The 19,399-nt window shown below is 61.3% G+C and carries 17 protein-coding genes, 1 tRNA gene and 1 pseudogene; 8 read left to right on the plus strand and 11 right to left on the minus strand.

Features of this window, described 5'->3' with window-relative positions:
* Positions 1–149 precede the first annotated feature (149 nt).
* From AC1DLV_RS22535 to AC1DLV_RS22550, 4 genes are all read left to right on the plus strand, one after another.
* Positions 150–2,636 (plus strand): PIG-L family deacetylase, encoded by a 2,487-nt coding sequence (locus AC1DLV_RS22535; RefSeq protein ID WP_476802281.1) that lies wholly within the window; start codon positions 150–152, stop codon positions 2,634–2,636.
* Between the two features lie 171 nt (positions 2,637–2,807).
* Positions 2,808–4,430, plus strand: coding sequence for an ABC-F family ATP-binding cassette domain-containing protein (locus AC1DLV_RS22540; RefSeq protein ID WP_476802282.1), 1,623 nt, complete (start codon positions 2,808–2,810; stop codon positions 4,428–4,430).
* A gap of 386 nt (positions 4,431–4,816) precedes the next feature.
* Positions 4,817–5,407, plus strand: coding sequence for a VOC family protein (locus AC1DLV_RS22545; RefSeq protein WP_476802283.1), 591 nt, complete (start codon positions 4,817–4,819; stop codon positions 5,405–5,407).
* 17 nt (positions 5,408–5,424) lie between these two features.
* Entirely contained in the window at positions 5,425–6,117 is a 693-nt protein-coding gene (locus tag AC1DLV_RS22550) for a glutathione S-transferase family protein (protein WP_476802284.1), read from the plus strand.
* 49 nt (positions 6,118–6,166) lie between these two features.
* On the opposite strand, the gene AC1DLV_RS22555 is transcribed toward AC1DLV_RS22550, so the two are convergent.
* The 5 genes from AC1DLV_RS22555 to AC1DLV_RS22575 all read right to left on the minus strand — a co-directional run bounded on the left by AC1DLV_RS22555 (position 6,167) and on the right by AC1DLV_RS22575 (position 10,807).
* A complete protein-coding gene (locus AC1DLV_RS22555) occupies positions 6,167–6,457 on the minus strand; it encodes an HlyU family transcriptional regulator (protein WP_476802285.1) in 291 nt (96 codons plus the stop codon).
* A 122-nt stretch (positions 6,458–6,579) separates the two neighbouring features.
* Complete coding sequence (locus tag AC1DLV_RS22560; RefSeq protein ID WP_476802286.1) at positions 6,580–6,873, minus strand: GYD domain-containing protein; 294 nt, start codon at positions 6,871–6,873, stop codon at positions 6,580–6,582.
* Between the two features lie 148 nt (positions 6,874–7,021).
* Entirely contained in the window at positions 7,022–7,633 is a 612-nt protein-coding gene (locus tag AC1DLV_RS22565; protein WP_476802287.1) for a LysE family translocator, read from the minus strand.
* A 131-nt stretch (positions 7,634–7,764) separates the two neighbouring features.
* A complete protein-coding gene (locus AC1DLV_RS22570; protein ID WP_476802288.1) occupies positions 7,765–8,301 on the minus strand; it encodes a TIGR00645 family protein in 537 nt (178 codons plus the stop codon).
* Positions 8,302–8,626: 325 nt separating this feature from the next.
* Entirely contained in the window at positions 8,627–10,807 is a 2,181-nt protein-coding gene (locus AC1DLV_RS22575; protein WP_476802289.1) for an OmpA family protein, read from the minus strand.
* 203 nt (positions 10,808–11,010) lie between these two features.
* Between AC1DLV_RS22575 and AC1DLV_RS22580 the strand changes: the two genes are divergently transcribed.
* Positions 11,011–11,457, plus strand: a complete 447-nt coding sequence (locus tag AC1DLV_RS22580) for a YcgN family cysteine cluster protein (protein WP_476802302.1) — start codon at positions 11,011–11,013, stop codon at positions 11,455–11,457.
* Positions 11,458–11,692: 235 nt separating this feature from the next.
* A complete protein-coding gene (locus AC1DLV_RS22585; RefSeq protein WP_476802290.1) occupies positions 11,693–12,109 on the plus strand; it encodes a hypothetical protein in 417 nt (138 codons plus the stop codon).
* 138 nt (positions 12,110–12,247) lie between these two features.
* Here AC1DLV_RS22585 and AC1DLV_RS22590 read toward each other — a convergent pair whose 3' ends face one another.
* Positions 12,248–12,961, minus strand: a complete 714-nt coding sequence (locus AC1DLV_RS22590; RefSeq protein ID WP_476802291.1) for an SIMPL domain-containing protein — start codon at positions 12,959–12,961, stop codon at positions 12,248–12,250.
* 134 nt (positions 12,962–13,095) lie between these two features.
* On the opposite strand from AC1DLV_RS22590, the gene AC1DLV_RS22595 reads away from it, so the two are divergent.
* Positions 13,096–13,171 (plus strand) — tRNA-Ile (locus AC1DLV_RS22595).
* Between the two features lie 623 nt (positions 13,172–13,794).
* Here AC1DLV_RS22595 and AC1DLV_RS22600 read toward each other — a convergent pair.
* From AC1DLV_RS22600 to AC1DLV_RS22620, 5 genes are all read right to left on the minus strand, one after another.
* A complete protein-coding gene (locus tag AC1DLV_RS22600) occupies positions 13,795–15,630 on the minus strand; it encodes an autotransporter domain-containing protein (RefSeq protein ID WP_476802292.1) in 1,836 nt (611 codons plus the stop codon).
* A gap of 76 nt (positions 15,631–15,706) precedes the next feature.
* Complete coding sequence (locus tag AC1DLV_RS22605; protein ID WP_476802293.1) at positions 15,707–15,841, minus strand: hypothetical protein; 135 nt, start codon at positions 15,839–15,841, stop codon at positions 15,707–15,709.
* Between the two features lie 3 nt (positions 15,842–15,844).
* Positions 15,845–16,099, minus strand: coding sequence for a hypothetical protein (locus AC1DLV_RS22610; protein WP_476802294.1), 255 nt, complete (start codon positions 16,097–16,099; stop codon positions 15,845–15,847).
* A gap of 137 nt (positions 16,100–16,236) precedes the next feature.
* Positions 16,237–17,244 carry an AI-2E family transporter gene (locus AC1DLV_RS22615; protein ID WP_476836247.1) on the minus strand — a complete coding sequence of 336 codons (1,008 nt, stop codon included), beginning with the start codon at positions 17,242–17,244 and terminating at the stop codon, positions 16,237–16,239.
* A 13-nt stretch (positions 17,245–17,257) separates the two neighbouring features.
* Positions 17,258–18,082, minus strand: coding sequence for an LssY C-terminal domain-containing protein (locus AC1DLV_RS22620; protein ID WP_476803647.1), 825 nt, complete (start codon positions 18,080–18,082; stop codon positions 17,258–17,260).
* Positions 18,083–18,802: 720 nt separating this feature from the next.
* Between AC1DLV_RS22620 and AC1DLV_RS22625 the strand changes: the two are divergent.
* A pseudogene (locus AC1DLV_RS22625) lies at positions 18,803–19,399 on the plus strand (lytic murein transglycosylase); the annotation flags it as partial.

The raw sequence follows: 19,399 nt of genomic DNA on the forward strand, positions 1-19,399 counted from the left end.
AACAGCATTTGCTCAAATACATAAACTTACTTGAGTTATTTTATTTGGCTGACCATAGTCTCTGTGGCTGGCCCCTGAGGCTAGCGGAGGTGCCCAAGGGAGGGGAGTTGCCATCTTTGGGCACCGCCTGATCACGAGAGGAGATCTTCATGACGACGATGACCCGGCGATTGTTCATCGCATCGCTACCGCCTGCCTTGCTGGCCATGCGCACCGAAGCGCATGCCGCGCCTGCTTCCGACCTCGAGCTTATCGCCCGGCAGAAGCTTGAGCCGGCAATCGTCACCCTTCATCGCCGCCTGGAGCGTCTGACCTCGACGCTTACCTTCATGACCACGGGTGCACATCCCGATGATGAGCCGAGCGGCCTTCTGGCAGCACTGCGCCACGTCTATGGCATCCGCCCGGTGCTTTATTGCATCACCCGTGGCGAAGGCGGCCAGAACAGCATCGGCGCCGAGCGCGGTTCGGTGCTTGGCGTGCTGCGCACTCGCGAAATGCAGGAAGCTTCACGCGCGCTCGACGCCTCGCTGGCTTTCGGCGGACGTGGTCATTCCGATTCGGTGCATGATTTCGGCTTCTCCAAGGACCCCGACGCCACCATCGACCGCTGGGGCCGCGACCGCGTCGTCGAGCGCATGACCTGGGCCTTCCGCCAGTACAAGCCCGACATCGTCATGAACTGCTTCCTCGACGTTCCTGGCCAGCATGGCCAGCACCGCGCGGCTGTTGTTGCGACCTTCATCACCGCCGGCATCTCTGGCGATGCCAAGGAATATCCCGACCAGATCGCAGCCGGCCTCGACCCGTGGAACGTGCCCAAGATCTACTCACCCGCTTATGGCGGTGGCGGGGGCGTCTATGACGACGAGACACCGCCGCCGCCCACCACCCTTACCGTCAAGGCGCCCGAGCGCGACAAGATATCGGGTGCCACCTTCCCGCAGATGGGAGAATGGTCGCGCTCCTGCCATCTGACCCAGGGCATGGGCAAATGGCGTGCCGAGCCGCAAACCGAGTGGCAGCTGCATCTGGCGCGTATCGCCCAGGGCGAACCGGCCAAGAGCGAAAACGACATCCGCGACGGCCTGATCGCCACCGTGGGCGACATCGCCAAGCTCGACGGCATGCCGGCCTCATCGGCCGACGCGCTGCGCAATGCGCAAGGACTGATCGACGAGGCCATCGCCGACTATGGCGACCCGGTCGTGGTGACGAACAAGGCTGTCGAGATCGCCAAGGCCATCGACGAAGCCCGCAAGCAGCTGCCCGCCGAACTGCGCGCTCAGGTCGCTCACCGCCTCGAGCGCAAGGCGCGCGAAATCGATCTGGTTCTGGCAACCGCCTCGGGCATGCATGTCCGCGCCTTCACCGAAGGTGGGGACCTCAAGCCGGGCGACACCATTACCGTCAAGACGCTGGTCGAGGCGCCTGAAAGCGTGGTGGTGGAATCCGCCGAGATCATCGCCCGCAAGGGACTGACTGCCAGCAACGACCAGCTTTCGGTCGCAAGCGACGCCGAGCTCACCAACCCGCTGACCGAGCAGTTCGACCCGCTCGGCGGCAATGGCGACGCCTTCGTGCGGCTGACCGTGAAGATCGGCGACCGGTCGGCGGTGCTGGATGTCGATCTGGAAGATGCACTCAGGGTTCTTCCCTCGGCCTCGCTGGAATTGAAGCCCGACGCGGTGGTGTTCAATACGGCCGCCGATCTCGTGCCTGTCGCCATGACAGCGACAGTCACCAACGCCAAGGTCGGCGACCTCAAGATCGACCTGCCCGAGGGCTGGGCGCTGAACCCGTCAGGCGAAGCGTCGGACAACTCCGGCACCTTCGACCTGCAGCCACCTGCAAAGCCCGGCGAAACGCGCTTTGCCATCGAGCCCAAGCTGCTCGGCACGGACGCCTATGCGATCAACACCTTCACCTATCCGCATATCGGCCGCTCCGTCGTGCCGACCAGGGTCTCGGTTCCGGTGCAGACCGTGGGTGCTGAGCTGACCGGGTTGAAGGTCGGCTACATCAGCGGTGGCAACGACAAGGTCGGGCTGTGGATGAAGCGGCTTGGCATCGACGTCGTGGAGCTCAGCCCCGCCGACGTCGAGCAGGGCACCTATCGCGATCTCAAGACCATCGTTGTCGGCATTTTCGCCTTCGGCAAGCGCAAGGACCTCGCCAAGGCGGTGCCCGAACTGCACAAATGGGTCAATGATGGCGGCCATCTGGTCACGCTCTACCATCGCCCGAGCGATGGCTGGGATGCGGAGAAAGTGCCGCCGCTGTTCCTCAAGATCGGCTCGCCGTCGATCCGCTACCGCGTCACCGATGCCAATGCAGAGGTCGATATCCTCGAACCCGAACATCCGCTGCTCAACCGTCCCAACAAGATCGGGCCGGAGGACTGGGCGAACTGGGACAAGGAACGCGGGCTCTATTTCGCGTCCGAATGGGACAAGGCCTACAAGCCGCTTCTGGCCATGAGCGACAAGGGCGAAGAAAAGCTCGACGGTTCGCTGCTGTCGGCCGAAATCGGCAAGGGCCGCCACACCCATACCAGCCTGGTGCTGCACCATCAGCTCGACAAGCTGGTGCCCGGCGCTTTCCGCCTGCTCGCCAATCTGGTCCAGCCGGCATAAACGATGTTCAAAGGCCCTGGCGCTCTGCCGGGGCCTTTCCGCCACCAAGTTTGGGCGCCTGTGACATCGCTAGCCCTTGCGCGCCAAGGCACCGGATGCTTTAGGAGCGAACTCTTTACGGGCGCAACTGATGACGTAGTGACCCGACAAATCCTCTGGGTCCTACAAAACATGATTCGTCTCGAAAATATCGGCAAGCAGAACGGTAAGCAGATCGTGTTTATCGAGGCCTCCGCAGCGCTCCAGAGGGGCGAGAAGGTCGGCCTCGTCGGCCCCAACGGTGCCGGCAAGACCACGCTCTTCCGCATGATCACTGGCCAGGAGCAGCCCGACGAGGGCCAGGTCTCGGTCGATCGCGGCGTCACCATCGGCTATTTCAGCCAGGATGTCGGCGACATGGCCGGACGCAGCCCTGTGGCGGAAGTCATGGACGGTGCTGGCCCGATCGGTTCGATGATCGCCGAGATGCGCGAACTGGAAGCCGCGATGGTCGACCCCGATCGCGCCGACGAAATGGACCAGGTCATCGAGCGTTATGGCGAGGTGCAGGGGCGCTTCGAAGAACTCGACGGCTACTCGCTCGACGGCCGTGCGCGCGAAGTGCTCGATGGTCTTGGCTTCTCGCAGGAGATGATGGACGGCGATGTCGGTGCGCTGTCGGGCGGCTGGAAGATGCGCGTAGCACTTGCCAAGATCCTGCTCATGCGCCCCGACGCCCTGCTGCTCGACGAGCCGAGCAACCACCTTGATCTCGAAAGCCTGATCTGGCTCGAAGCCTTCCTCAAGGGTTATGACGGCGCGCTTTTGATGACCTCGCACGACCGCGAGTTCATGAACCGCATCGTCAACAAGGTCGTGGAAATCGACGGTGGTTCGCTCACCGCCTATTCCGGCGATTACGAATTCTACCAGCAGCAGCGCGTGCTGGCCGACAAGCAGCAGCAGGCACAATTTGAGCGCCAGCAGGCCATGCTGTCCAAGGAAATCGCCTTCATCGAACGCTTCAAGGCGCGCGCCTCGCACGCAGCCCAGGTGCAGAGCCGGGTCAAGAAGCTCGACAAGATCGACAAGGTCGAACCGCCCAAGCGCCGCCAGACGGTGTCATTCGAATTCCAGCCGGCACCGCGTTCGGGCGAGGATGTCGTCACGCTCAAGAACGTGCACAAAAGCTATGGCAGCAAGACCATCTATGAAGGCCTTGATTTCCAGGTCCGCCGCAAGGAGCGCTGGTGCATCATGGGCATCAACGGCGCGGGCAAGTCGACGCTGCTGAAGCTGGTCGCCGGTGCTTCCAAGCCCGACGACGGCACGGTCGCGCGCGGTCCCAGCGTCAAGATGGGCTACTTCGCCCAGCATGCCATGGACCTGCTCGACGGCGACCGCACCGTGTTCCAGCAGCTCGAAGATACGTTCCCGCAGGCGGGGCAAGCGCCGCTGCGCGCGCTTGCCGGCTGCTTCGGATTTTCCGGCGATGACGTCGAGAAGAAATGCCGCGTGCTGTCGGGAGGCGAAAAGGCGCGGCTCGTGATGGCGATCATGCTGTTTGATCCGCCGAACCTTCTGGTGCTCGACGAGCCGACCAACCATCTGGACATCACCACCAAGGAGATGCTCATCACGGCGCTGTCGCAGTATGAGGGCACGATGCTGTTTGTTTCGCACGACCGCCACTTCCTGGCGGCCCTTTCCAATCGCGTGCTGGAACTGACGCCCGACGGCATCCACACCTATGGTGGCGGCTATACGGAATATGTCGAGCGCACGGGCCAGGAAGCGCCGGGCCTCAGGAGCTAAGCTCGAACGCCAACACCTGATTTGTCCGAATTGGCGCCATTGCTGCGCCGGCAGCCGAGGCTCGGCTGTTTTCTGGCATGCGTTTCGAAATTGAACTAGTATTTGCGAGGTCCGATGCCGCCGCATCGCGGACGATGAACGTCCGGCAACCGCAGGCACGGCCAAGGGTGACGAATGCATAGCGCCAATCAAGGTGCGGCTTCACTTGCCAGGCCCAGCGGCATCGCCATTGGCCGCCGGGAACTCACCGGCGGCTTGTGCCCCGCGCGGTTTCACCTGATGTTTCCAGCTGCTGCTGACCGGCGCCAACTCCGGGTCAGCGCAATGTCCACGATTCCTTGCCTGTAACGACATTCGTGCTGCACTGATGCCAACGGAGGATGGTAATGCGAAAGCTCCAGGCCCAAGGCGTACATCACATCACCCTTGTCGGCGCTGACCGGAATACCTCGATCGACTTCTGGGAAGGCCTGCTGGGCATGCCCTTCATCTTCGAGCAGCCTAATCTCGACAAGGCGAGCGAAAGCCACCTCTATTTTGATCCCGGCGACGGCCGCCTCATCACCATCTTCACCGACGAGAACCGCAAACCCGATCCCAAGCGGACGCCGACCGACATTGGCTGCGTGCATCACATTGCCTTCGCGGTCTCGCGGGTGACATTCCTGCAAGCCGTCGCGCGCCTGGACGAGCGCGCCATCAAGCACAGCGGCGTCAAGGATCGCGGCTTCATGGATTCGATCTATTTCGAGGACCCGCTTGGTCTTCTGATCGAGCTCGCCTCATACAGGTTCGACCCGCCGGCCGGCCACACCCATGCCGACGTGCTGATGGAGGCCCACAAGGTCAGGGTCGCCCGCGGTGATTACAACATCGCCGAAATCCACCTGGCGGACGCCATCGAGGCGCTCACCGAGCGCAGCCGGTCGACCCTGTCGGCCGGGCGGGAGCCCAAGGATCCTTATCGCAAGAACTGAATTTGGGAGAAGCTGATATGGCCGACATCAAGCTCAACGTCATCAAGCCAAGCGTCAACAACATGAGCGCGCGGGTGTTCCTGCGCGCCTCGGGTCTCGGCTTCACCGAGAAGGACGTCTTCGGCCAGACCAGGACGCCAGAATATCTCGCGGCATGCCCGGCCCATCTCACGCCGATGATCGAAACCTCTGAATTGCCCAATGGCGTGTTGTGGGAGAGCTGCGCCATCATGCAGTATCTCTCCAACAAGCATGGTCTGGAGAACCTCTACCCCAGGGATCCAGAACGGCGTGCGATGATCGACAGCGCCATGTTCTATCTCATCGGCACCTTCTATCCATATCTGGCGCGCGCTACCTACCCGGCACTCAACTTTCCGCAATATCCTGGTGAAGTCGGCCACAGCGATGCCGATGCCACGACCAAGGAAAAGGCGCGCCAAGCGGCTGTCGAAGCACTCGCCGAGCCGCTCGACGTGTTCCGCGCCTTCTATATCAAGGACCAGCCCTTCATCGGCGGCGACAGGCCCTCCATCGCCGACATCAGGCTTGCCGCGACCTTGGAGTTCCTCGCCGTCATCGACTATCCGTTGCCAGGCTGGGCAAAGGCCTATGTCGCGGCAATGGAGAAATCGCTGGGTAATGCTTACACCGAACCCGCCAACGACGTGCGCGGCTACATCGGCTACGTCAGGTCGCAGAGCGCTTGATCGGCATGATAAAATGGCAGTCTGACGACTTTGCCGGAAACAATCCGCCTTAGCCGAACATGCGCTCGCCTTGCTCATCGACGAGCTGGCGGCCCTTGGTCAACGACACTTCGACGGCGTCGTCGAGTGCCGCGAAACGGTCGGCGCGGATGAATTTGTGTTCCTTGACGACACCGCCGACATCCTTGGAAACCACGCCGCAGGTTTGGAACTGGCCGCCTTCCTTGTAGGGCATCGCCTTGATGGCAAAGCCCTTGTATTCGATCTCCTTGGCAACCGTAGGTGCTGCCGTCTCCGCCGCACCGCCGCCACCGCCAAAAAGCCTCTTCAGAAACGACATCTGGTTCTTCCCGTTGTTTTTCCGAAGCTTAGACGCTTGCCTTGTTGCAGTCGAGGCGTTTTGAATTCGGCGCAGCCAGAGCGCACGCGAGATGCGTGCACCTGACTTCTTCGCAATTCGCTTTATCCGAGCGAGGCGATGATTTCGCGGTAGGCGAGTTCCGGGAAGGCCTTCAGCGTGCGCGTGCGTACATTGCCGCCTTGGCTGAGGATCAGCGCAAACCGCGCCGCCACCGCGTCGTCGGGCGCTTCGGCCACTGCCACCATGTCGAATTCGCCCATGGTCAGGTAGAACTGCTTGAACGAGCCGCCCATGTCGCCGAGCAGCTTCTTGGCCGCATCGAGCCGCTTGGGCGACGACCGCACCTCGCGCACGCCCTGGTCGGTCCATTTCATCAGCATGATGTATGTCGTCACGGCACACCTCCCTCCGGCGCCACGGAGCACGGCTCAATCGCCGGGGGCGGGCATCCGGGTCATCGCCCTCAAATGCATCCACCAAGGGAGTATCCTCTCCTGCCGGCCTTCCGGCAAGGATGAGCGATAGCTGATGTATTTGGGGAAGCTAGCGCTCGGTCAGCGCCAGCTTGGCGCCGAGCATGACGAACGCCGCAGCGAAGCTGCGGCGCATCCAGGTCATGACACGCGGGCTGCCCGTCACCTTGTCGCGCACGGCTGCGGCGCACAGGCCATAGATGGCGAAGATGACGAAGGTCGCCAGCATGAACACGCCGGAGAGTTCGAGCATGCGGGTGAGCACATGCGGTTCGTTGGGCGCGATGAACTGCGGCAGGAAGGCAACGAAGAAAATCGACAGCTTGGGGTTGAGCACGTTGATCAGCACGCCGTCGACAAGCACCTGGCGCGCGGTGCGCGGATCGGCCTTGTCGTCGACCTTGAGCGCGCCGTGTTCGCGCAGGCTCTGCCAGGCCATGTAGAGCAGATAGGCGACGCCGGCATATTTGACGATCTCGAAGGCCAAGGCGCTGGTGTGCAGCAGTGCCGCAAGGCCCGTCAGTGCCGCGATCAGGTGCGGAACGATGCCGAGCGTACAGGCGAAGGCGGCAAGCACGCTTGCCCGTCCTCCGCGCGATAGCCCTGCGGCGAGCGTGTAGACGACACCGGTTCCCGGCGAAGCAACGATGACAAGCGTGGTCAGCAGGAATTCGATCGACACGGGCGTCCTCCCTCAAGAAGAGGCGACCATAATGCAGGACAAGCTTGGGTGGAAGCCACCCGAAAACCGTGAGGATACGGGGGAGATCGCGGCTCCAAAACCAGTTTAGGTTTTTCGAGCCGCGATTGATCTCAGATGCTTGGGCCGTCTTCGCTCACAGCCTTCTTGTCGCTCTTGGTCAGGCCGGTGAGCCGGTCGATGTAAGCGAGAAGCAGCGCCGAAAGCACGAAGGTCAGGTGGATCAGGGTCAACCACATCAGCTGGTTGGAGGTATATTGCTGGTGATTGAGGAAGACCTGCAGCAGGTGGATCGACGAGATCGCAACGATGGTCGAGGCGACCTTGATCTTGAGCGAGCTGATGTCGATGGTGCCGAGCCAGTGGACCTCGCCATCGTGATTGTCGAAGCGGCTGACGAAATTTTCGTAGCCGGAGATGATGACCATCACCACCAGCGAGGCGACAAGGGCGGCGTCGATCAACCCCAGCACCTTGAGGATGGTGTCGGTGTCGTCGAGCACCATCACCTTCATGACGAACTCATAGAGCTTCTTGACGAAGGACAGGGCGTAGATGCCGAGCGCCACGGCGAGGCCGAGGTAAAACACCACGAGCAGCCAGCGCGAGGCAAGGATGATGGATTCAACAGCGTGTTCGAGGCGCTTCATGGGACGTCCGAAATTTCTGGGATTGGGAATTGAGGCTGTAGCCGCACGAATGCAACAGGTTTTTGGATAAAACAAGGCCCGGCCGCTGGAGGGGGGATTCGGCCGGGCCTGTATCTCCTCAAATGCCGGAGATGGGACGGGGCAGGGAACCACGTCACCGACAAAGTGGCATCAAAATCCAGCGATTCAATGGCCAAAGCGCGGTGATCGCGTGATTGTTACCGGCGATCCCGAGCCCCACCTGGGTGCGTATGCGGCTGAAAGACGATGGAAAAACCCGACCCGCTGATAGCGCGGGCCGGGTCTGTTTCATCGCTGCCAGGCGCTATTTGGCGCTGGCGATCGGCGCCACCAAAGGCGTGATGCGACGGATGGCGACGCGGCGGTTTTCGCGTTCGCGCTTGTCGGTCTTCACCTTGAGGTAGCGTTCGCCATAGCCTTGCGTCGACAGGTTCTCCGGCGGAATGCCGAAGACATTGGTCAACGCATCGGCAACCGACTCGGCGCGTCTGTCGGACAGCGCCAGATTGGCAACGTCAGAGCCGACGGCATCCGTGTGACCCTCGATGAGGAAGGTTTCGGCCGGGTTCTTCTTGAGCAGCTTTTCCATGGCGTTGGCGACGCCTTCTAGCTTGGCAACCTCGGCTTCGCTGATCGAGGCCGAGCCAAACTCGAAGTTGAGCGTGTCGAGGTCGACACGACGCGCGATGTCGCGGACGCGGGCCGAACGCTTGACCTCGTCGATCGAGTAGAGGCGCTTGACGCGCTCCACCGGCGGACGCTCGAGAAAGTCGTAATAGGCGTCAGGATCTTCGACATATTGCGCGTCGAGAATGTACTCGTTGCGCGGGATATGCAGCTGCATCGGCGGCAGGTCGAGACCTGGATCGCGCCACTCGTCCATCTGCTCGTAATACTGGTCGTCGACATAGCTCAGCACATATTCGCGCCCATCCGGCGTGATGCGCGAGCGCTGGACGATGTCGCCATAGCGGTTGCGAATGGTGATGATCTGGTTGCCATTGTCGCGCAGGATCACCTCGCGGGTGCGGCCGCGCGGTAGGTCCTCGTAGTAGACGTCCTGGGCGTCGCGCGTCATGCGCGGCCTGTCGTTGCTCTCGACGATGACCTGGTTGTTGATCTGGATGATGACGCGGTCGCCGATCTCGCGCACCACCTCGGTGCCTTCGGGACGCGGCCTGCGGCGCAGGTCGACCTCGGGCATTCGCTCGATGCGTGTGCCTTGTTCGGCGGTCACCGGCTGGATGGTGACAGGCTGGGCCTGCACGGTTGCCGCCTTGTCGTCGACCGGCGGCGGCCCCGGATCGACCGGTACCGGCTGCGGCTGAGCGGTTTGCCCCTCAGCTTGGCCGGGCGCTGGCTGGCCAGCCTGCTCGCCTTCCGCGGGTTTGGCGGGCTTGGCCGCTTCGGCAGGAGGCGGGGTTTCCTTCTGGCTGTCGAGCAGCGGCGCCTCGTTCGGGTTGACGGGAGCCTCGCCCTGCTGTGCCGGTTGCTCGCCAGCGGCCGGCTTTTCGCCGGTCGCAGGTTGCTCGCCCGTGGCTGGTTGCTGCGCAGATTGCTCGCCAGTTGCGGGCTGCTGTGCCGGTTGTTCGCCAGTCGCAGGTTGCTCCGTCGCCGGCTTATGTTCAGCGGGCTTGTGCTCGGCAGGCTTTTCAGCCGCAGGCGCGGTGGTTTCAGGAGTAGGGGCCGGCGTCGGCACCTGTTCCGGCGTGGGCTGAGCTGGCTTTTCAGCCGGCTGTTCGGCAGGCTGTTCGGCCTGGGGCTTCGGCTCGGGTTGAGCTTGCGGCTGCGGTGCGACTTCGGGCGTTGGCGCTGGCTGCGCCTCCTCGGCGACAGGCGCCTTTTCCTTGGGCTTGCGCTTGGGCGCTGGCTGTTCGGCCTGCGGTTCCGGCTGCGGTGCAACCTCAGGGGTTGCAGCGGGTTGCTCTTGGGGCTCCGCGGCCGGGTCAGGCTGTTCCTGCGGCTGCTCGGCGACCGGCTCGCGCTTCTTGCGCTTGGGTGCTGGCTCTTCCGCCTGTGGCTGCGGTGCCGGCTCGACCTGGGGGGCAGCCTCTTGCTGAGGTGCCACTTCTTCCACTGGCTTTTGCTTGCGGCGCGGCTCGGGTGCTGGCTCTTCGGCCTGCGGCTGCTCGGCTCGCGGTTGCGGGGCTGGCTCAGGCTGCGGCGCGGGAGCAGGCTCTGGCTGCGGCTGAGGTTCAGGCTGCGGCTCTGGTTGAGGTTCCGGCTGTGGTTGCGGCTCTGGCTGGGGTGCCGGCTCCGCCTGCGGTTCGGGCGCGGGCGCCTGTTCCTGCTGGGCGCCGCCCTGACGCGCGGCGCAAGCTTCCGCCGATTCGCCTTCCTGGCACTCTGCCTGCACGCGGATCAGCGGCAGCGACAATCCTGCACCATGCTCCGCGCCATGCGGCAGCGGCATGGCGCTCAACGGCGCGGATGCCATGAACAGGCCGATTGCCGTGCCTGCGAGAATCCGTGGTTGGCGTTTCATCGTTGGAAATTCTCCATGAAATAAGGTCCCGTCCCCGCCCAAACATGTGGAACCTGAGAATGGTTCCGCGGCCCGGCAGTCGCATCGCTTCGGGGCATTTGCCCGACTGCAACAAGGCAATATCGTGGTTTCACTGAACTGGCGATGAATGCGAAGCGCGCATTGGCTTGACGCGGACGGCGATGCGCGCCACATGCCACAGCATGGACGAGCCCTTCTGGAAAACGACGCCGCTGGAGGCGATGAGCCCCACGCAGTGGGAATCGCTCTGCGATGGCTGCGGCAAATGCTGCCTGTCCAAGCTCGAGGATGAAGACACCGGCGAAATCTACTGGACCAGTGTCGGCTGCCGCCTGTTCGACGGCGCGACCTGCCGCTGTTCGGATTACGCCAATCGCCTCGCGCGCGTGCCCGATTGCGTTGGGCTTACGCCGCAAAATGTCCGCACCATCTCCTGGTTGCCCAGCACCTGTGCCTACCGGCTCGTCGGCGAGGGGCGCGACCTCTATTGGTGGCATCATCTCGTCTCCGGCAGTTCCGAGACGGTGCATGACGCTGGCATCTCGGTGCGCGGCCGGCTGACGGCTTCGGAGGACGATCTGGCCGAGCCGGAAGACTATTTCGACCACATGCTCGAAGAAGAGCCGTAAGCGCGCAGATCCCATCCGATCGCCATATAACCGTCGCCTTCTGCCGGCTATCTCGCGGCCGCACAGCGACTCACGCCGTGTAACACGGTGTAAGAAATATCCTGCAAAATCAAATATTTGCCAGATGAACCGAATATGAATGCACGGTTCGAAATCGGTTCAGCTTGGGTGATGCACTCTGCAGTCATCGCTCAGGCAAAGACGGCTTGACGCCACGGAGTTCAAGGAGAAGACCATGTTCGACAAGATCAAGACTGCCGCCCTTTCAGCCCTTATCGGCGTCAGCACGCTGGCGGCAATTCCTGCTTCGGCCCAGGCGGATGGCCTTTACCTCAACCTTGGCCAGGGCCAGCCGCGCGTCGGCGTCTATGTCCAGGATGGCTACCGTGACAACGGCCGGTGGGACAACCGCAACAACGGTCGCTGGGACGACCGCAACGATGGCCGCTGGGGCGGACGCCCTGATGATGGTCGCTGGAACCGCAACTGCACGCCTGACCGCGCGCTCGACAAGGCCGATCGCATGGGTGTGCGCCGCGCCCGCATCGTTGACGTCAACCGCCGCACCATCACGGTGAGCGGCCGCAAGTATGGCGAGCGCATTGCTGTCAGCTTCGCCCGCGCCCCGAACTGCCCGGTGGTGCGCTACTAGAACCTGTTTCATTCCGATTGGATCGGAATGAGGTTCCAAACAAAACCCCGGAGGTCAGGCCTCCGGGGTTTTTCATTGTTTGCTATCGCCATGAAGTTCTGCCGCGCGTGAACGCGCGGCAGAATTCCGGTGTGCTGGTTAGTTCTTCAATTCAAACGTGACGTTGACCTGGACGCGGTAGGCGTTTTCGCCGGCTTCGACGGGAACCGAACCTGCGGCACGGTCAAACGACTTGGCCTGCATCGGCATCGGCGGCGCAGCGAAGGACTGGTCGGCGATTTCGATCACCTTGCCGAGATTGACACCGGCTGCCTCGGCCAGCACCTTGGCCTTGGCGATGGCGTCAGCCACCGCCAGCTTGCGCGCCTCGGTGATGATGGGCTGAGGCTTTTCGTTGGTGAAGCTGATGCCGCCACCCTGGTTGACGCCGAGCGACACCGCCTTGTCGAGGACATCGCCGGTCTTGGAGATGTCGCGGATGCGCACCGAAAGCGTGTTGGTGACCTGGTAGGCGACGAGTTCGGCTTCCTGCGATCCGTCCGGCTTGTTGGTGAAGTTGTAGCGCGGCTGGATCTGGATGCCTGCCGTCTGCAGATCGCGTTCGGCGATGCCGGCGGACTTCATCGAGGCGATCACGGCGGCCATGGCGTCGTTGTTGGCGTCGAGCGCCTCGCGCGCCGTCTTGGCCTCGCGCATCACCGACAGCGACAGCAGCGCAAGATCAGGCGCAACAAATGCCTCGCCTTCGCCGGTCACGATGATGCGCGGCGAGGGTTGATTGTCGGCGCGGGCGGCAGCCGCGGGAAGTGCTAGAGCCGCTGCAAGTGCGAGCGCCATGTATTTGCGATTCATAATATATTCTCCATTCAGCGGGGCCCTTCGAGAGTGTCGAATAGGGGCGGATTATGGGTGGATTGCGGCGGCGCGCAATAGATCGGCGAAGATGGCTTGTGCCGGCCCCAAAAACTTACTATCCAGCCCGCGTGGGGCCTGTAGCTCAATGGTTAGAGCCGGCGGCTCATAACCGCTTGGTTGGGGGTTCGAGTCCCTCCGGGCCCACCAAAGATATAATAAAATCAATACGTTATATGGCGGCAGCCAACAAGGTTAGCCAAGCCTATTTCTTTCGCACCATGCGCGCGACTCGGTCCATGCCCTGAACCGCCAGCCGAACCTGCGAAGGTTCACGCGAATAGAGCTCCACGTGTTCGATATTGTCGTGCCCGAGCACTTCCATAAGCTGACGCGTGGAAGCATGCTTCATGGACCAGTCGTGGCCGTTGCGGGTTAAGGCTATGGCAGGCCCGCCGCCAAGTGGATCTGGGTCCGGTAGCCGTCGTATTTGATCTCATGTGTCCTCGCGTCGCCTTCGGGTGGCTCGTCCACAAGGGTCGGAATGCGCAGCCGAATGAAATCGCTATCGCCCGGTGTCATCGACGAGCGCGATTTCCTGACGCATCACTTCATCGAGTTTGGCACGGGACGGGCCGTGTAGCATGATCAAAGCGTCGGCTTGCCAAATCGACTGCACACTTACGCGAGAACTCGACGAGCTCGCATTCCTTGTCGGCAGAAGCGAGCTTGCGGGCTTCCTTGGTGATGGTGGGATCGTCAGGCATGGGGGCGTGTCTCCAGTATCGAGGTGGAAAACGCGCAAGGCAGGGAAGCGATCCGAAGGATCTCGACTACCAGCGGTATTTCAAAGAGGCAGCAGCTCCGTATGCGGAGACATTACCCGAAAACTCGCCGTTGAAAGACACTTTGGCCGACATGTTGTCGGAAACGCCAAACTCAGCGCCAGCGTCGACGAGCAGCGCGTGGCGATCCGGTTCAGCACCATCCACGGTAAAGCTCGGGGCGCCAAGATTCTGGAAGTTGGCCGTGACGGTGCGTGCGGTGTCCCCGTTCCAGGCCCAAGCGAGGCGCCCGGTCAATTTGATGCCGGCGCTTTCTGTGGCGATGAAGTGTTCCAGCCGTGCACCAAGCTCGGTACGGACAATGGACTCTGTGTGTGAATCGTAGTTCAGCGCCAAGGGCGCGCTGCTGCCCGTCGACGTTTCGGAATAGCTGGGCATGAAGTAGCTCGCCCCTTGCACGGCACCATACGGCGTTATCGCCGCAAACGACGTATCGTGGCGGTAGCCGGCTTCGAGGCGGCCAGACAGGGTATGAGCGTTATAGTCGGCCTCGTAGTTGTTGCCCATGACAGTGCGCGATGTGTCGACGCTGTTGAAGGCGTAGCCTGCTGCGGCCGACACATAGGCCTGGCTGAATGTCCTCGAGCCATAGGCGCCGGCGTTGAACACTCCGGCGCGACCGGAACCCAGATCGTTGTCCAGCGAGAAGTTCGAGCCGGCGCCACCAAGCGCAAAACCGACCTTGCCACCATCCAGCCGGCGATCGAAACCGGTCGCGACGCCCCAGCCGCGCGTTGTCAGATTGGTCGAACCGATGGCCACGTCGCCGTCGATATCCTGTGAACCGCCGTAAACCGTACCCCACATGCCCCAGGGCGTTTCAATCCCATGACCGGTCTGGGCCGACTTCACTCTGGCCTTGGCGAGTTCGTTGTTGGCGGCTTCAGCCGCGCTCGGCGTGTCTCCGCCAAGGGCGGCCAGCGCCACCTCCGAGGACAACTGTGTGGTATCGGTCGAATAACTCAGAGGGGCGGGTTGCTGTGAAACCAGCGGTGTTCTGCCGGCCCCCGTCGCATATGGGTCGCTGATCTGGGCCAAGAACATATTGGCCGAATGCAGAGCCGATGAAATTGCGACTGTCCCTACCTCGCCAGAAAACAGGGTCAGTTCTTCCGCGCTCAGGCCCGCGAAGGCAGATGGAAGTGCGTCGTTCGCATCGAAATATGAGAGCAGCGATTTGGCTACCGCCTGCTGGTTCCGATTCAGCGCTCCATAGTCGGGTCGTGGCATCCCGAAAGTCATAAGGAACGCGAGGTCTTGTGAAATCCATGACCAACTAGCGGAGGAAAGCAGAGAGAAATTCATGCCATTGTTAAAATAGACGAAACTACCGCCTGCATAGACGCCGTCCGAGCCAATTGAACCCCACTTATAGTTCGCGCTTGATTGGGGGGATGTCATAGAGGTCGTGAGAAACGTCACGTACTGGCTTCCGGCGACCAAGGTGACGCCACCAGTGCTGACGGTGACTGGACTGTAGCCGGCGCCAGAAGGGGCGATGAATACCGTGGACTGGTAAAGCGGGGAACCGACGATGCGTTGCGTCGTAGGGTTCCACTTGTAAACGAAGGCTTGCACCTGCGGCGCTGTTCCCGATGACTGAGCCAGGTAGAACGTGAAATCCTGCAAATTGGTCTGCGCAGAGGTCGGCGTAATGGTCTGGCCGTAGGTCGCAGTATTCGGAACGCCAAAGGTGGAGATGAAACTGGTCCCATTCCACGCGGGACGGGTATCGATCACTTCATACGTCTGCGCGTGAGCAACGCCCGAAAGCGAAAACAACGCAACTGTCGCTGCAATGAACAGCGTTTCCCGCCCAATCATTTCAAATATTCCCCCTCAAGCCCGACACAGCAATATTGCAGCGATTGGTCAGAGGCAATCGTCTATTGGCGCGGGCTCACTGCATTTCCTGCACGCCGTGGCAGTAGAGGGCGACGCGCAGCCCCTTTACGTCACTCGACAAAGCAATCACGCCGGCATGCTGGTCTTCGATCATCTTGCTGAAGCGAACCGCTGCATCGCTGCTTTGCATTTCCTATAACGACATCTGCGCTTCTTCAGTTGCGGGTGCTGCCGGCTTGTCGACGATGGTCAGCAATTCGTCGGGCAGGGGACATTGCAGCGCTTCTGCTTGCGGCCACGGCGCTGCCAGCGAGGGGTTCGATGCGCGCTGGGCGACGCCCCTCGACGGGACAGAGATCGAGGCGCTGGCGTCCGTCTGGCAGGGCGGCTCCATCCGGGTGCTGCAGCGGCTGGTCGAGAGGATCATCCAAGTGAGGCAGAGCTGCATGCCCCGCTGCTAGCCCGTTGGCGGCGTGATGCCTTCATTCCGTGCCTAGTGGCTGTCCGTTCGTCTGGTGTGCCCTGGATAGGCCTCCACTTCGGCGATACCGCTGCAGCAGATCGGCTACAATGCCGGTCTTTTAATCATTCCGGGCCAGCCCCGTCTGAGACGTGGTAACCTGAACTTGCCTGCGACTGCCGCCACGCGAACCGCAAGATCACACCCAACGATGCCGCGATCGGTATCGCCAACAACACGCCGATGAAGCCGAACAGCCATCCAAAGGCAAACATCGCAAACATCATCCAGACTGGGTGGAGCTTGACGCGAGTACCAATGACGCGCGGCGACAGCACATAGTCGGCAAGCATTTCCCCGACGATAAAGATGCCCCCCACAACCGCGACAGGTACCCAATTCGGCCAGAACTGAGCCATCGCAACACACGTCGATACCAAGATACCCGTGGCGGCCCCGAGATAGGGAACAAAACTGATCAGGCCTGCGCTGATGCCGATCAAAATGGCATGGTTGAGCCCGGTCATTTTCAGGGCTGTCGCATAAAGCACGGCAAGCGTGAGGCAAATGACGACCTGCCCGCGCACATAGCCCGCGACCGTTTCGTGGATTTCGCGCCCAAGCGCCCGAACATCACCGCGGTACGCCGGGGAGAACCAGCCGTCGACCGTCGCAATCATTCGTTGCCAGTCAATAGCGAGATAGATGGCAATGATGGGCGTGACCACGAGCAGCGAAAGAAGGGAAATCAAGGCCAGTCCGCTCGACCACAACGAGCGAAGGAAGCGATCGAGCCAGTCGCTGCCCATCGTCCTCGCGACATCAGCGGCCGATTGTTCGATGTGAAGCTCATTGCCCATGACACTATGCAGCAAAGGGAGGTTTGCTTCGATCAGAAGTGACTGCAGTCGTGTGATGTAGCGAGGAAACTCCTCAACAAAAAATCTGGCCTCGCCAATGACGGCGGGGAGCATCACCAGGAGAAAGGCGACAAAGCCCGCAACCAGCGGCAGGAAGACGGCAAGAGCTGCAAAGGAACGATTGATCCCGAACCGCTCCAACCTGTCGATCACCGGAACGAACAGATAGGCGAGCAATGCGCCGACGACGAACGGCAACAGGATTTGGTGCAAGAGAGATATTCGATCAATGTTCTGWCAAGTTGGCGAAGGCGATCTCACCGTCTGTAATGTAGTGATTGACCTTTCCAGTCTGCAAAATCGAACCCGATTGGTGCAATGCGACGTCCCCGATCACCCCTTTTTCCCTCAGCTGGGTGACGATGTAATTGCGTTCTGCATTCGTGTCTGAATCGGTAGCGTGTGTCACTTGGAGTGTTAGTCGGGCCAGTGATATTCCAGTGTCCCTGGTGCCAGCCCCGACCCACAATACGTGCTGATCGGTCGGCGGCTTATCGGTATTCAACCAGAAGCTTGYTKCTGTCATATCGTCCTCGGAGTGGGCGAGGTTCAGCGCCCAGAAACGGACGTGATGGCGCTGGCGCGGGCTATTGTTGATGGGCTGCTGGAACCCTATGTCCTGCCTTCGTCCAAAGAGATAGAGCGTGCTGAAAGGAGCGGTGGGATACGGAGAGTTGAGCAGAAAYGCTCGTATCATTCGCCACGAGGACACTATCCCCAAACGATCCGCCGTCGACCAGCCCGCTGTTGTAAACGCGTCGCGCAGCTGTTGAAGAGTTCCAATGAGGACAAGATTTACGGGATCGCCGGGAAGACCATCCCCGGTGATCGTGTATCTAGGGATAAGTTTCCGATTAAGAACCTTTAGGCCCATTCGAACGATATTTGGCAGAATGACATAGGCACTCAACCCGTAGGTAAGGCTGACCGCTAAGATCCATGGAAGTCTATGGTCCGCAGTATCGAAAACGACGAAGACTATCAGCCAAACACTAAAAACGCCCAGACAGAAGACGAGAACTCTCTGAAAAAGGCGCTTGAGCAATCTCAAGATTCGGTTTCCCGTCTAGCGTCGGTGAGTTGAGCGTCGCCAGTTTCTGGTAGCCTAACATACCAAATGGGCGACATGCCGTTCCTCGCCGCGACCTAAACTTTTCGCTCGAAAGCTACACCGAACGCTTCCTGAATAGTAGCCTTTCCTCGCCTTGCCGTTGCCGCGAGTTCCCGAAGTGGCGGATCTCGACGGGGGGCGAGGACCGTACTTGGCGGCTATGCTCATAATCGGAGAAACGAGAGTTCTCATCCGCGAACATGGCCGTCATACAGTTATTGACGCTGGCAAGTCGGTGTTTTTCGCGCTTCGTAGTCGCGATGCTGCCTTTTGGGAAGTAGGATGATCGTTCAGCCGACGAGAAAGCAGACGGTCCGCCAACGGCCCCCAAACCGCCAGTCAGCAACGCGCCGCCATGTCGGCCTGTGAGGTGACTCCAAGGCGGTTCCCGATAGCGGACGTTGCCAAAGTAACTCATCGAAATGCCGAACGAACGACACCTTGACGAAGGTCGAAAGCGGCGCGCCTGCACCAGCGTTGCCAACTAGTGCGTGGGTGGGGTCGCCCCGCACTTGCGAAAGGCCCAAATCGCTATGGCTGGCTTTATTTTGCCCAACCACTATAATTGATCTGATCAAATTTCTGGAGTGCGCGAGCAACCGGAAGGAGTGACGCCATGCGGCCGGATGCTTGATGGATCGGACCGGCTAGGAGAGCGACATGGCGTTCTTTGCTAAGGGACAGTTGATAGCTGCGGCGGGTGCCCTGACCCTCTGCCTTCTCACGTGCGAAGCTCAGGCGGCCTCATGCGGCAACAGCGCTGCCGGGTTTCAACAGTGGAAAGTGGAGTTTGCCGAGACGGCAAAGGCCGCCGGCGTCGGGGGGAACGGTCTTGCAGCGCTTCTCGGAGCGAATTACGCCGTAGGAACCATCCGGGCCGACCGCTCCGTCAACAGGGCTTTCGGCGGCTCGGTCGATGACTTTATGAGACGCCGCGGCGGGCCCGCGATTATTTCCAAGGGCCGATCGCTCAAGACGGCGAACGCAGCACTCTTCGGCAACATCGAGCGCAAGTACGGCGTGCCTGCCGGCGTGCTGCTCGCCATCTGGGGGATGGAGACCGGCTTCGGCGCCTCCATGGGCAACCAGAACACTGTATCGGCAAATCGTCACGCTCGCCTACGATTGCCGCCGTCCGCAATTCTTCGCGCCGCATGCCATCGCGGCGCTCAAGCTGGTTGACAGCGGCGCGCTGAGCGCCCGCTCGGTCGGCGCCATGCACGGCGAGATCGGCCATACCGGGTTCCTGCCCGGGAA

The organism is Aminobacter sp. 01T433 (assembly GCF_056398585.1).

Excerpts from the sequence above, each read along its gene's own strand:
- AC1DLV_RS22535 (WP_476802281.1), top strand. The coding sequence starts at position 150 with ATGACGACGATGACCCGGCGATTGTTCATCGCATCGCTACCGCCTGCC.
- AC1DLV_RS22540 (WP_476802282.1), top strand. The coding sequence starts at position 2,808 with ATGATTCGTCTCGAAAATATCGGCAAGCAGAACGGTAAGCAGATCGTG.
- AC1DLV_RS22545 (WP_476802283.1), top strand. The coding sequence starts at position 4,817 with ATGCGAAAGCTCCAGGCCCAAGGCGTACATCACATCACCCTTGTCGGC.
- AC1DLV_RS22550 (WP_476802284.1), top strand. The coding sequence starts at position 5,425 with ATGGCCGACATCAAGCTCAACGTCATCAAGCCAAGCGTCAACAACATG.
- AC1DLV_RS22555 (WP_476802285.1), bottom strand. The coding sequence starts at position 6,457 with ATGTCGTTTCTGAAGAGGCTTTTTGGCGGTGGCGGCGGTGCGGCGGAG.
- AC1DLV_RS22570 (WP_476802288.1), bottom strand. The coding sequence starts at position 8,301 with ATGAAGCGCCTCGAACACGCTGTTGAATCCATCATCCTTGCCTCGCGC.
- AC1DLV_RS22575 (WP_476802289.1), bottom strand. The coding sequence starts at position 10,807 with ATGAAACGCCAACCACGGATTCTCGCAGGCACGGCAATCGGCCTGTTC.
- AC1DLV_RS22580 (WP_476802302.1), top strand. The coding sequence starts at position 11,011 with ATGGACGAGCCCTTCTGGAAAACGACGCCGCTGGAGGCGATGAGCCCC.
- AC1DLV_RS22585 (WP_476802290.1), top strand. The coding sequence starts at position 11,693 with ATGTTCGACAAGATCAAGACTGCCGCCCTTTCAGCCCTTATCGGCGTC.
- AC1DLV_RS22590 (WP_476802291.1), bottom strand. The coding sequence starts at position 12,961 with ATGAATCGCAAATACATGGCGCTCGCACTTGCAGCGGCTCTAGCACTT.
- AC1DLV_RS22600 (WP_476802292.1), bottom strand. The coding sequence starts at position 15,630 with ATGATTGGGCGGGAAACGCTGTTCATTGCAGCGACAGTTGCGTTGTTT.
- AC1DLV_RS22605 (WP_476802293.1), bottom strand. The coding sequence starts at position 15,841 with ATGCAAAGCAGCGATGCAGCGGTTCGCTTCAGCAAGATGATCGAAGAC.
- AC1DLV_RS22610 (WP_476802294.1), bottom strand. The coding sequence starts at position 16,099 with ATGCAGCTCTGCCTCACTTGGATGATCCTCTCGACCAGCCGCTGCAGC.